13 protein-coding genes are annotated in these 13255 nt (G+C 45.1%); 7 read left to right on the top strand and 6 right to left on the bottom strand.

Annotated elements, in window-relative coordinates; all coding sequences use genetic code 11:
• Positions 1-245: 245 nt before the first annotated feature.
• The 3 genes from ACZ42W_RS02935 to ACZ42W_RS02925 form a co-directional block, all read right to left on the bottom strand.
• Positions 246-806, bottom strand: a complete 561-nt coding sequence (locus ACZ42W_RS02935; protein WP_464168374.1) for an HD-GYP domain-containing protein — start codon at positions 804-806, stop codon at positions 246-248.
• Positions 807-907: 101 nt separating this feature from the next.
• Entirely contained in the window at positions 908-1405 is a 498-nt protein-coding gene (locus ACZ42W_RS02930; RefSeq protein WP_464168373.1) for a MarR family winged helix-turn-helix transcriptional regulator, read from the bottom strand.
• Positions 1406-1724: 319 nt separating this feature from the next.
• A complete protein-coding gene (locus ACZ42W_RS02925; RefSeq protein ID WP_464168371.1) occupies positions 1725-2498 on the bottom strand; it encodes a GerMN domain-containing protein in 774 nt (257 codons plus the stop codon).
• Between the two features lie 197 nt (positions 2499-2695).
• Here ACZ42W_RS02925 and ACZ42W_RS02920 point away from each other — a divergent pair, with 197 nt between their 5' ends.
• Positions 2696-3526, top strand: coding sequence for a LytR/AlgR family response regulator transcription factor (locus tag ACZ42W_RS02920; protein ID WP_464168369.1), 831 nt, complete (start codon positions 2696-2698; stop codon positions 3524-3526).
• A 258-nt stretch (positions 3527-3784) separates the two neighbouring features.
• Positions 3785-6073 (top strand): cell wall-binding repeat-containing protein, encoded by a 2289-nt coding sequence (locus ACZ42W_RS02915; RefSeq protein ID WP_464168367.1) that lies wholly within the window; start codon positions 3785-3787, stop codon positions 6071-6073.
• A 146-nt stretch (positions 6074-6219) separates the two neighbouring features.
• On the opposite strand, the gene ACZ42W_RS02910 is transcribed toward ACZ42W_RS02915, so the two are convergent.
• Both ACZ42W_RS02910 and spoIIR read right to left on the bottom strand, forming a co-directional pair.
• Positions 6220-7821 (bottom strand): amidase family protein, encoded by a 1602-nt coding sequence (locus tag ACZ42W_RS02910; RefSeq protein WP_464168365.1) that lies wholly within the window; start codon positions 7819-7821, stop codon positions 6220-6222.
• Positions 7822-8250: 429 nt separating this feature from the next.
• A complete protein-coding gene (spoIIR, locus tag ACZ42W_RS02905) occupies positions 8251-8904 on the bottom strand; it encodes a stage II sporulation protein R (protein WP_464170844.1) in 654 nt (217 codons plus the stop codon).
• 475 nt (positions 8905-9379) lie between these two features.
• Here spoIIR and ACZ42W_RS02900 point away from each other — a divergent pair, with 475 nt between their 5' ends.
• Positions 9380-10114, top strand: coding sequence for a ZIP family metal transporter (locus tag ACZ42W_RS02900; protein WP_464168363.1), 735 nt, complete (start codon positions 9380-9382; stop codon positions 10112-10114).
• Between the two features lie 401 nt (positions 10115-10515).
• On the opposite strand, the gene ACZ42W_RS02895 is transcribed toward ACZ42W_RS02900, so the two are convergent.
• On the bottom strand, positions 10516-11202 hold the full coding sequence (locus ACZ42W_RS02895; RefSeq protein WP_464168362.1) for an SGNH/GDSL hydrolase family protein: 687 nt from the start codon (positions 11200-11202) through the stop codon (positions 10516-10518).
• Between the two features lie 348 nt (positions 11203-11550).
• Between ACZ42W_RS02895 and ACZ42W_RS02890 the strand changes: the two genes are divergently transcribed.
• The 4 genes from ACZ42W_RS02890 (at position 11551) to ACZ42W_RS02875 (ending at position 13222) form a co-directional block, all read left to right on the top strand.
• Positions 11551-12060, top strand: a complete 510-nt coding sequence (locus ACZ42W_RS02890) for a YlbF/YmcA family competence regulator (RefSeq protein WP_464168360.1) — start codon at positions 11551-11553, stop codon at positions 12058-12060.
• 12 nt (positions 12061-12072) lie between these two features.
• Positions 12073-12198, top strand: coding sequence for a hypothetical protein (locus ACZ42W_RS02885; RefSeq protein WP_464168358.1), 126 nt, complete (start codon positions 12073-12075; stop codon positions 12196-12198).
• Between the two features lie 176 nt (positions 12199-12374).
• Entirely contained in the window at positions 12375-12974 is a 600-nt protein-coding gene (locus ACZ42W_RS02880; RefSeq protein WP_464168356.1) for a hypothetical protein, read from the top strand.
• Positions 12971-13222: a hypothetical protein gene (locus ACZ42W_RS02875; RefSeq protein WP_464168354.1), complete on the top strand. Its 252-nt coding sequence runs from the start codon at positions 12971-12973 to the stop codon at positions 13220-13222. The genes ACZ42W_RS02880 and ACZ42W_RS02875 overlap by 4 nt, the downstream gene beginning before the upstream one ends.
• The last annotated feature ends 33 nt before the right edge of the window (positions 13223-13255 follow it).

Here is a 13255-nt window from a genome sequence, read left to right as displayed (position 1 = left end):
GCAATTGGCTTCAATAATTGGCATGGTTAATTAGTCCATTTTACAATTAGGGAATTCGACACTTCACAAGATATTCCTGCAAGCCATATCATCCACTAAATATTATTTGGGTATTATCTGCACCGGGCTGATCCTTATACTGCCTGGGAAAAAGAATAACCACGACCGAATTTGGCCGTGGTTTGCTTGTCTCAGTTATTTTCGAGGTCAATTATTCATCAGAAACAGAAATGATATCCAGCATATCAGGCAATTAACTGAACAAATCGGTCAACTAATTCAGGATGGAACTGCTTTCCCCGCTCCTCATTGAGAATGCTAAGCGCTTGATAAGGCGTCATTGCTTTGCGGTAAGGACGATCTGAAGTCATGGCCTCAAAAGCATCTGCGATGGAAATAATCTGGGCAAGAAAAGGAATCCGTTCCCCTCTTAACCCTTCAGGATAACCCCATCCATCATAGCGTTCATGATGATAACGCACGATTTCTGCCACAAATTTCCGCTTCGGGTCATTTGGGGCATCTTTCTCAATCATATCCGCGCCCCAGGCTGGATGACACCGAACAAGGCCGAACTCCTCCTCAGACAAAGAAGCTGGCTTCATAAGAATTTCATCAGGTATTCGAATTTTTCCAAGATCATGAAGAACAGCAGCCAAACTTAAAGCCTCTAACTCTTCCATCGTAAGCGATAACTGTTCACCCAAAACCACAGCATATTCTGCTGCCCTAGTACAATGATTGCTTGTCAAAGGATCCTTGCTTTGGATCTTTTCTTTGTATTCTTGGATTTCCCAGCTCGTCATGTCCTTTTTCCTCCATGAGAAGTCATAGTGCATCCGTGCACCCCGCATTATGCTAGGAAAACCAATTCGACATTTCAGGCAAAAAAACCTTTTTGTACGAACTAGAAATTGACTCTTTTCTTCATATCCTGCACTTCGACAAGTTGAACCGGGTGATCTTTATCCAAGCGCTCCATCCGGTCGGCCAATAGCTCAAAGCTTTCCAATACTTGCGCCTGCTCTTCTGATTTAAATCCGAGTAACACCTTATCGAAAAAACGACGGCGTTCGCTAATGACCAGCTCAACCACTTCTTCCCCTTTCAAGAGCATATGCATTCTGACAATCCGACGATCCTTAGAATCACGAACCCTCTCGACTAATCCATCACGTTCCAGACGATCTGCCAAGTCTGTCGCTGTACTGCAAGCCGTCAACAGATGCTTGCATAACTCCCCCATCGTCAGCGGACCAAACTCATTCAGCGTCAGCAATGCGTTGAACTGAGGGTTAGAAATCCCCATTTCAGCGAGAATGGATCGGCCTCTGCGATAGATCACAGTATTCGAGCGACGAATCGCCTCTTCTAACTGCCGACTTAACCCTTGGGTTTCTTCCATTCTTCAGCCCCCTTTCTACTCCTATAAAGAGCTTGTTTTTTCCGAATATTCCCCTAATTTATTACTCTAATTTTAACATAACCCCAACCCAAAAAACATTCCCCCCACCTGATCCTCATAAATTTTGTCCTAATAGAAAGCCAATAAGTAAAAATCCAGGCACACCTGCCTGGATTAAACTATCTAAAAAATCACTCTATACTTCTAGATCGTTCTGTATTATGATATAAATTAAATTAAACGAAGTTCTCAGTCTCATCTCAAAATGAAACGCTGTTTCATAATATCTAATACACTCTTCCTCTGCTGATGTTTAGCTTTAGGTTGAGCTCGCTGGGAAGGAAAAAAGATTGATAGAACTAGGGGAATCCGGCAGCACCGAATTCGAGCCTTGCTTACTTTGACTGTCTGTCCCTTTACCTGTGGCGGGAACTACAGGAAGACTTGCACCTGACCCAGCCGAAGCGTTTGAATTCACACTTGAACCTTTAACCAGACTTTCACGATAAGAAAGCTTAGTTAAATCAAGGGTGCCGAGTTTCGTTAAAGCTTTTCCCTCAATCCGAAGCTTAACTTCCCGAACGGTTGGAAATTGGGTCAAGGTATTGACTAAGCCATAAACTGCCACTTCCTGAGATATCTTTCCGTACGCCTGAGTAAATTCACGACTCAGATCTACTGTGGCCACTCCATCCTTGACTGCAATATCAATTAAAGTGGTTTTCGGATCCACCGCAGCCTGAGTATTCCCTTGAACCGCAGGACCTCTTAACCATTGATTCACGGTTTCACGAGCCAGGCTCAAGGTTTTGGGGAGTGTCCGCTCTTCTTTAATCAACGCTTTGCCGGTTGAATCAGGAAAGTAAAGGCTGATTGCCTTGCCATCTCCAAGGTTGCTCGTTGCCGGGATATTCGCCTCCTGACTTGTGCCCCCTATCCAATCAGCCAGCGGAGAAGTTTTTCCATCCTTTTGCACGAGAGTCTGCAGTGTTCCACAACCTGACAAAACAAGCGCGCTCAGTAAAATTACACTCAAGAACATCAAGAATTTTATACGAGTTGGCCTGGGTTTAGCGTCCCAATCTTTAACCATGATTTCTCCTCCTTATCCAGTCTTAGTTAAATGCTATGCTTTGTCCAGAAAAATAGTACAGGTTCTCCCTCCAAAATTATCTATACCGAACAAATTTTTTACATTAAAAAAGAGGGATTTTTAGCCTATTGTCAAAATAGTATGAAAATAAACACTTCAATCTGATCTCACTGCACCATAGAAAAGAGGTGATACCTTTGAAGCTTCGCGCTTTGTTAGTGGATGATGAATCCCCAGCTCGTAAAGAGCTCCGTTTCTTACTCCAAGATTACTCAGACCTTCAGATTGTTGGGGAAGCAACCAACGCCATTGAAGCTTTGGAGCTTATCAACAATGTAGATTACTCTGTGGTTTTCCTGGATATAGATATGCCGGGACTCAAAGGGATTGATCTAGCCAGACAACTTAAGGAAAAAGAGAATGCTCCTGCCATCATTTTCATCACTGCACATGAAGAATTTGCTGTGGATGCCTTCTGTGTCAACGCCCTTGATTATCTTCTCAAGCCAATCAACCCAAAGCGTCTGGATCAAGCACTCAAAAAAGTGTTTAAACGCAGTGCTGCATCTTCTCCTCAAGCTGCGCCGTCCCTTGAGCCCTCACCCGATCCTACAGCTGACACAATGTCCATCCCCACAAATGATATGATTAACGCCAATACCTCGAATGGTTCAAATGGTTCTCCTCCCCGTCCCCTTGAAGTCATTCCAGTTGAACAGCGTGGAAAGACCCTCCTCCTCCGTCCTGAGGAAATCATTTACATCTATACTGATAAAGATAACGTATTTGCTAAAACGCAAAAAGAATCCTATCTTACACGTTTTACCCTTAAAGATCTCGAAGCTCGCCTGAGTCCGAGTCTGTTTTTCCGCTCTCATCGCTGTTATCTCGTCAATATCAAACGAATGCGCGAACTCATCCCCTACTTTAACGGGACGTATACCGTTGTCGTGGATGATCAAGAACGCAGTGAGATTCCGGTCAGCCGCACCCAATCGAGGAAGCTGAAAGAGATTCTAGGAATTTAATACAAAAGAGAAAACATTTGGATTCTGCACCATTTGTTTTCTCTTTTATTTTTACGTCCTCTAAATTATCCTTTATATGTCACTATTAAATTATAGACCTGTTAAATTATAGACCTACATTAAATTAAAGGTTTTCTTCCAAACCGCTACTTTCATTAAAGGACTTCAGTGTCGGATGATTATTAGCGGTTTTTTACTTTTTTAAGTATTCACTTAGTTGTTTCAATGCAAAGTTTCAAATCAGAAAGGAGTCATCTCATGCTAAGCGTTCTTAAAAGCAGAAAGGCAATGTTGAGCCTTCTCCTCACCACCACTTTACTACTCACCTCACTTCAGCCTGCTTTAGCCAATCCCGTCGATAATCCCAACCTTCCAGTTTTTCAACCTGTTACAGAGAATCGACTGATGTCTATCAATTTTACCCCCTATGATGGACTCTTCCATCCAGAGAAATCGGTCGTCTACCTGACAAGCCCCTCTGAGAAAAAGGTCTATGCTTTCAACTATGAAGACAAAACCATCCAAAGCATATCCTTTGACCTTGCGCCCGAAAGGCTCGCCTACGAAAATCATGAGCTTTATGTCACCTTTTCGAAGTATGGACATTCCATCAATTCGAATAACAACCCCCAAGCGGGTAAAATCGCTCTGATCGACACAGAAGCGTTTACCTTAAAGGAAGAATTCGAGGTAGATACTGACCCTTATGATATCACTGTCAAAAACGGACTTATTTATCTAACCCCCGGTTCGGGTTACTGGGAGGAAATCTACATCTACTCCCGCTCCACAAAATCCCTCCTACAAAAAAGTGGGGATCAAATAGGAACAAACGGTTTTGTCATGCCACAAGGTCATATCTCTATAAATCCCTTGAAAGACAAGTTGTATACGTCGAAAATCAATCAGCATCCTGCCCAGCTCGCTACCTACGAACTCAGTGAAGGTAAAATCGTCAAAAATATTAGCACTGATCGTACTTGGAGCGGCTTACCGGAGGATGCCTTTGAACCAGGCTTGCAAGTTTCTCCCGATGGGGAATACGTATTTAATACGTCTGGAGAAATTTACGACGAATACGGTGTATATATCGGAACCCTTCAGTCCCGATATAGCAGCCTAGCCTTCGACTTAACCTCCCATCGTTTTTATGTAGGCTCCCCGGATTTCCCGGGAATTATGGTCTATGACTCCACCTATCATGCCAAGCCACTCCCCTTCAAAGTACCCTTTGACCGATTGGGAACTTTAAGCACGGCCGGCTATCCCCTCTATCTAACCAATCAAGCCGGTGTCCTCACCTCAGTAGCAAAAGATGCGGCTGGAGAGTACTTTATCGAGCGAATCGACCTGCCCCAAACTGCTGAAACACTGGAACCCCTTGAAACCATTCCACCCAATAATGAGACAAACCAACTTATTACAGGACCGATTCTCTTTTCCTTTAATCACCCCGTCCTTGCTGGAGATTTAAGTCGTATAACACTCAGAAGCAGTCAAGGCACAAAAGTGGAAGTTCTCGCGGAAGGCTTCGATGACCTTCTCGTTATTAGACCCAAGTCCGACCTGGCTTACAATACCACGTATACCCTGACCCTCTCTCCTTCCTCAGTCGTCGGGTATGCCGGAGGAACGATCGATGAGGACTTTAGTACGAGCTTCACCACAAGCTCTGAGTTTGTTCGCTTTGGCGGGAAAGATCGCTATGCAACGAGTGCAAAAATCGCCCAAGAGAACTGGCACTCCTCAAACTATGCAGTGCTCGCAACCGGTCAGGATTTCCCTGATGCCCTTAGCGCCGCTCCCTTAGCCCGAAAATACTTGGCTCCAATTCTTCTTACAGATTCTCAAGTTCTATCTCCAGAAGCTGAAGGGGAACTCGATCGCCTCGGCGTGAAAAAGGTCTTTCTCATCGGCGGAATCGGCGCAATTTCCACAGGGATAGAAAAGAGCTTAGAAGCAAAGGGGATTTCCACAGATCGCATCGAAGGTCAAGATCGCTATGAAACCTCTTTGGCCATCGCCAAGCGCCTCGAGCCCCGAGGAGAAGTATTCCTCGCTACGGGTGAGAATTATCCAGATGCCCTATCCATCGCTTCCTATGCTGCCTCCCAGGAGATTCCCATCTTATTAACTCCAACCCATGCCTTACCCTTAGGTTTAACCGACTATATAAGTGCCCATAACATTGACAAGACGTATATCGTCGGAGGATATGGTGTCATTGACCCGAGCCTCGATTCTTCCCTTCCGGGTCCGGAACGCATCTCAGGCATGGATCGCTATGAGACCAATTTCGAAGTGCTGTCGAAATTTCAATTCAATTATGCTATTACCTTCCTTGCGACAGGAGAAGATTTTCCAGATGCATTGGCTGGTTCAGCCCTTGCCGGAATTGTCAACAGCCCTTTAGTTCTTATCTCTCCAAGAATGAACTCTGAAGTCTTAGAGAATATAAGGTACAATAAGGCTATGATGAAGACCAAACTGATTCTTGGGGCTGAAGGCGTCATTCCTCAAACTCTAATCGACCGGATTTTTCGCTAATCCGTCAATTCAGTCGCCATGCGTGGCGCACTACAGTAGGGGCTGTTTGTTTCAAAACAAACAGCCCCTTTTCTGCAACTTTTCCTATAGCTCATGAAACTATCGTCTTTGTGCAAGAAATAAAAGACTAAGTAAATCACTTTTAATTATGGAGTAACCTTAGGAACCTGACGAGCATGTGTTGCTTGCTCGAAGGCGTAGGCGATGGAAATCAATTTTGCGTCAGACCATTGTAGACCCATAAATTCTACTCCAATCGGTACTCCAATTTGGGCATCTGCTGTGGGAGTGGAGAAGCCTCCAGGGACGGTAATGGCAGGTGTCATACCAATTGATGCAAGGATACCATTACGACCGGGTTGTGCATTGTCTACTACTTTGGATACTAATACTTGTTGGTGTGGGTAAACCATTGCATCAAGTTTGTTGTCAGCAAAGGTTTTGTTAATGAGGTCGCGTAGTTTTTGACCATTTTCAAGGGCAGTTTTATACGCAGGGTCAGTTAGGTTGTTGGGATAGAGGGCTTGAGAGCCGTTCATTAACTTCATAATAGATGGGTCCATAGTGTTGGTGGCGATGAGCTCTTTCGTTGTTTTTATAGGAGCTTTGTCCCCCAGTACTGCTAGATATTCATCGAGATTGGGGTTCGACTCCCAAACTTGTACGTCACATTCTTTGGAGATTTTACCGGTGTTGAAGTTGGGGTCAGTAATCTCTACGAGTTCAGCCCCTTGAGCTTTTAAGACGTCGAGGGCTTTGTTAAATACCTTGGTGACTTCGGGATCTTTACCTACAATTTCACGAACAACCCCAATACGCTTGCCTTTGAGGGCATTCTTGTCAAGGAATTTTGTATAGTCTTTCTCGATGTGAGACTCAGCAGCTTTAGTTACAGGGTCAGAGGGGTCAACTCCTGCCATAACGCTCATCATGACTGCTGTATCGGCTACAGTTTTGGTGATTGGGCCTGCCATGTCTTGAGTCATGGCTGCAGGGATAACGCCAGTACGACTAAGTAAACCGTACGACGGTCTGAAACCCACTAAGCTGTTAGCTGAAGCTGGGGAGCGGACAGAGTTTACAGTGTCAGAACCCATACCTGCGACTGCAAAGTCCGCTGCGATCGATGTTCCTGTACCACCACTAGAACCCCCTGGGGTACGAGTAAGATCATACGGGTTAAGGGTTTGTCCTCCTAAGGAACTCATCGTCCACCCTGCACGTGCGAGTTCATGAAGGTTTGATTTAGCGATAATGATTGCACCGGCATCACGCAATTTCTTCGTTAAAAAAGCGTCCTTTGTGGGTTGTGAATCTTTCATCGCTTTGTTACCGCCACTGGTCGGCATATCAAAGGTATCAAAGTTGTCTTTCAGGATAATAGGGACACCGTGAAGTGGGCTTCTTGGTCCTTTTTCTTTGAGCTCTTTATCGAGCGCTTTGGCCTCTTCTACAGCCTTCTTATTCAGATAGATAATGCTATTTAGTTTGGGACCTTGTTTGTCGTATTTCTCGATACGTTCCAAGTAGAATTTCACGAGTTCCTCAGAGGTCACTTTTCCGTCTTTTAGTCCTTTTTGAATGTCTTGCATACTCGCCTCTAAAATTTTAAAATCACTTTTTGCGGGTGCTGTGCTTGAGTTGCTTGGTGTACTTGTCGGAGTCGTCGTACCGCAGCCGGCTAAAATAGTACTAAGGAGCATTGAGGCTGCAACCAAAGTAGGAATAATCCTTTTGTGTTTACGCAAGTAATTCCCCCCTATTTTAAGCTCTTTGGGGTATCTGTAGTACTCATCAGTAACAAGTCGTACCCTTGAACTATTCCTTAGCTCTAGACAACGAAGCTTGGTTCCAAATGAGTATTTAGAAGCCCACTTTCTAAGCATTGCAATTACCGTGCCAACGCTCAAGAAGTCTTAACTTAAAATAATACCTTTGATGTTGAGTTACACTATTCATGTGCATTTGTGAATTACTTGAATTACTCCCACTTATTAAAATAACTTAATTTAGTTAAAAGTAAAATTCTAGGATTGTTTCATATTATTAACAATAGATGTTCCATCTGAAACGGGTAGTGTTACATACTTGAAGCGCAATTAAAAATCGAGGTTAACTTTTTCTAGGTTATATTTCCTTGAACGAGAATCCTTCTAACATTCAATCATAACGTTATATCAAAAGATCCGTCGAAGTTCTTCGATAATCCAGAAGCGAACCTTGGGCTTTTCAACTACCTTTTTTGACCCCTTCACGATTTCCTGTACTGACCCATTCCCAGCATCCTGAACGGACGCCTTCACGGACTCCTTCGTACCCTGAGTCTGTTTTTCGCTGATACCATTCTTCTCATCGTACGGAATTCCTGGTTTCCCATCCACTGCCACGGCTGTTGAATGTTCGATATCTACGAAGCATAGCGGAGGAAAGAGCACGCACCACCAATTTGACCCCTTACCTTCCCCGATAACAACCCGAACCGCTTCATACTCTCCCGCAGGGAGAATCAAGGTACCATACGATTTTGTTGGGAAAATAAAATTCCCGTACTCTGTTTTCACAGAATAATCCTTGCCCCAGGATTCAACCACCGTCTTACCGATCTTTTCCATCTCCGGCCGAAGCCCAATCAAGATTTCCCGGGACTCCTTCAATGAGTGTGAAGCAGCAAGCCGTGGCGAAACCTCCTTGAGAATTGCATCCCGAACCGCCCGTTTTAAGTCCTGATCTTCTTCCGAATCCGAATTCGCCACCACATGAAAACGAATGAGTTCTTCTGGGCTTTTCACTGCACTTTGAGTCATATCATTTAAGTCGAGTGACTGTTGCACTGCTCGAGTCTGGATTAAGGATTGCCCAAGTTTCTCAGATTGCACAAACACTATTAAAGCTATACTTAAGATCAGGACACAAATCCATCCGAAGTCAAATGCTCTCAGATTCTTTTTGAAATAATCCCACCGATTTCCTTTCAGACATGTTCTTTCAAGCTCAAAAGCAATGCAATTTTCTGTTTCTAATTGCTTCATCGGCTCTACGCTTTTTATGAAGTCGAAACCCTTCATTTAAAAATAACCCTCTCTTCTCCCGAAACATTACTCTCTACAACCATTATGTCCAAGAGAAGTAAGGGTCTAGACATACTAATGTGAAAAAAGTCATAAAGATTTCTACGACTTACTCATTGTCCCTATCCTCTAAAAAGCTTCTATCCCTTAAAAATTTCACATAAATCCTTAATAAGGCTTTGGAAGTCTGCCTAACAGCTCGATTACTCTCGGTTTCACCTATTAGGGAGGAGTTTTCATGCAGGATGCACTCCATATTCTGTGGATCAGTACCATAGCGGGACTAGCGACAACCCTAGGAAGCTTGCTTGTCTTGATCTTTGGCCGCCCCCAGGAACGCGTGCTCGCTACCCTATTAGCCGGGTCCGGCGGGGTCATGCTCGCCGTTGTCACCCTCGACCTCTTGCCCACCGCTTGGCAGATTGGGCCTCTAAACCAAGTTGTGCTTGGCCTGATCGTTGGCATCCTCTTTATGTGGCTTGCTGACCGACAGATGAATTCCTCCTCACCGACTCTGCCTCTTTCCCGACGCCAACGTCTCAAAAGAATCGGCCTTCTTGTCGCTTCAGGGATTGCCCTTCACGATCTCCCCGAAGGTATGGCCATTGCAGTCGGGCAAGAAGCAACCGATGGACTCGGCTTTCTGATTGCTCTCGCCATCACCTTACACAATCTCCCCGAAGGCATGGCCACTGCCGCACCTCTTAAAATGGCCCGCATTCTTTGGTGGAAAATCCTCCTCCTCAATGTAGGAATCGCCTTTTTCACCCCACTTGGAGCACTCATCGGTCTCCTCGCCGTAGACAGTGTCCAGAATTCCCTCGCCTTTTTCCTCGCCCTCGCCGGAGGAGCCATGGCCTTCCTCGTCTTCGCCGAACTCTGGCCCCTCTCTCGAGAACGCCATCCCCACTACGCCCTACTCGGCGGCGTGGTCGGGTACATCTTCTTCGCTTTAATAAGTGTCTTACACTAAAGTTGCAACAGAGGGAGTTTGTAATCTTATCAGAAGACATACTCAAAAACAACCTTGAAAGACCACCCAAGGATATTGCTTTGCAAGAGGGAACGACTTCTTAGCGAGCAGGTAAGCAACCTTCGCGAAAAGTGCGCAGCGGAGACGGGTTGGAAACATGGACGTTTCCAACCGGCTATGAGTCAACAAGTGCGATAGCAGTGCCATCGGGAGACGATTTAGCCACGAAACCCTCCAGTGGAGGGTTTTGCCGAAGCCGGTGACTAGAGAGGATGACCCAACGGCGAAGGATGCACCCGTCGTAGCGGAGAACTTGAGCGATTAGTTTGCTCCGCGCAGCTTACTGAGTGACCGGTGCAAAGCAATATCCTGGAGACATGCTACTTTATGCCATGGCGAACTTACTTAAGCACCCTCGCCGCATACTCCCCCATTGCCTGATAACCCTTTTCAGTCGGATACTTCCCATCCGCCGAAAGACCCTCTAAATATTTATTGTCAGCATTCATTAAGACCGAAGCAAAATCCAGCACAAGGATTTTTTTCTCCTGTGCATAGCTTATTTCCCACTCTCTCAGTTCTTTGATTGCTTGTTGAGCACCTGGATAAGGCACGGGCAAGGCAAGCACTGGAACAATATGATTTCCCCCAGACTTTTCCACCATCGCTTGAACCTGTTTCTTAAACGTTTCAAGAGGAACTCCTTGAAGTGCATCCCCATTTCCAGCGAAAATAATGACCCTACCAGGCTTCTCACTCAATACATCCGCTTCGAATCGAGAAAGCAAATCCAAAGCAGTCTGATAGGTCTTCCCTTTATTGGCGACATCGATTTGGATGGTCTTCGCCAACACCTCAGGCCAGGATTTCTCCGGTTTCCCCGGATAGCCAAAGGTAAAGGAATCTCCAAGCGCGACAATTTTCGTATTTTGCAAAGCATTCACCTGAGTTTCTTCTTTTTGAGGCTGTGTTATAGCTTGCTCGCTTGTGCGATTCCCCCATAATCCGAAGAAACCCGCGACCACCACAAGCAAGCTTAAGGCCACGGAAAATTGAATTAAGCGAATTTGCAATCGATAGGTACGCATGCTACTTGCTGTTCCCCCTTTTCATTTCACCTTGATACTCAAATTAGGAAGATACGTTGTTATAATAATACAATCTTGCTGCCAATTTATTTAAGATGTGGTGTACAATCTCACATTAAATCCTTAATATCCATATACAAATAATTCTACAAATCGTTGTTTAATCCCTCCATAAAAATAGATATTTGTGCCCAATATTTAGGCTAGAGATTTACACTCTCACGTCCTGACAAAACCTCGCATACCTTAGTATCAAGGAAACCTAGTTCATGTGGAGTTCTAATCCCATCTGAAGTTTAGTTGAACCCGTCCTTGAGAGAATCAGTAATCATAGGAGGTGCCCAAAGAATGAGCTACATCGATAAAGCTAGGGAACTCGGGGAAGCGTTGGGTCAAACCCCAGAAGTACAAGCTTTAGTAGCAGCCGAAGCCGCGATCAAAGCAGACTCGGAAGCCAATGAAGGATTTCTCCAATACCAAGAAAAAGAAAGCCAACTTGTGACCACCCAAATGATCAGCAAAGTCATCCCCGAAAAAGATGCCTTAGCTCTCATTGATCTCAAGATCCGTCTCATGAATAAACACCCTCTTATTCGCACGTATTTCCAAGCACAACAAAGCTTTGAACGCGTTATGGCAATGGTTAACCTAACGATAACCACCACAATCCACGGTATGCCGAGCGCTGATCAGCTTCCCCTTCCCGATGAAATCAAGAACATGGCCCAAAAAATCTTCGATTCAATAGGCGGAGGAAAACCCACCAAAACTATGGAAATACCGCAGGACATGAAACTTCCCCCTGGAATGAAACTCCCACCCGGTATGAAAATTCCCGGCCTGACAGATAACAAGTAAGGGGGAATCCCCATGCCCCCGAATGGATACTGCGGTCCACTCATTAAGAATGATATTACTGACCCCATCACCCTTATTGCCTTTCTCATTGTCTTAGCACTTGGGAGTTGGCTCATTATCCAAACTTGGTTTTTCTGATCAATGTTATCTATGGTATCTATGGAATTCATGTTATTCATGGTATTCATGGTATTCATGGTATTCATGGTATTCATGGTATTCATGGCATCTGAGGTTTTTTCGTTCCAATATTCTAAGGTTTCTGAGGACGCTTAATCTAATTTGGAGTCGTGACTGAAGCGGAGGTGAGTGATATGGTAACATCCCCAAACTGTTTCCCCTCCGTTCCAGTCACTCCCTTTTCTTTTTCCATACTCATCGATAGCCCCATTCGTTGCAATCTCCCATTTAGCCCAGTGAGTGCGATTATTCTACCCCTCGCGAAGGTCGAATTTCCCTTCGCGGGGCTCATTGTCGCCGGACTTGATATTCTCATGACCTTTTTAGCAAAACGTTCCCTCATTCAACTCCCTAATCCAAACAGGCTACCGCCGGAAATGTATCCCGTTACCTTAAATCTCGCCCAACTCTCAGAGTTAGTGCAAAGCGTGTACAGAGGTCAGATTACTTTTCCGAATGGGAATCCAGGAGGGCAAGGCGTTGGTCCCGTAGGGGGGGATGAACCGCTTTTCCCAGATAATTTGAGTTTTTCTCTTATTGTTGGCGCTCCCTTTGGCTCCTTCGATGGAAGCCCAGACTCCTCCTTCAACGTTCCTCTCTTTGAAATACCTGGTGTCCCCGGTAATCTCATCATTGCCCTGGCGATGATCATCGCCCAATTCCTAGTTGAACGTTCTGGAGTCGGCACCCCTGGCTGCCAACCCTCAACTCCCACGAAGGGGGGAAGTCCATGACTAACCCACCCTTTGTAAACCGAAACCCCTCGACAGGAGCAAATGCAGCAGGATATCCCTCGCCAGAAACAGTCATTGCTACACCTACTCGCGGGGCAGGTGTCCTCTCAATCGCGATTTTCTTCCTTATCGCCTTTGCTTCCAATGCGATTCTAAGTTCGGTTACTCTAGCTACCATAGGCATCACAGTGACCCTGAGTTTACTGTCCTTTATAGGGATCATCATTTTCATACTTTTTGTTTTATAAAGTAAATTAGGGGCCCAGTTGAAAAAACTGTGG

The sequence above is a fragment of the Desulfitobacterium elongatum genome (assembly GCF_055378975.1).
Note: the sequence above shows the minus strand (reverse complement) of the source record. Positions and strands in the feature narration are given on the sequence as shown.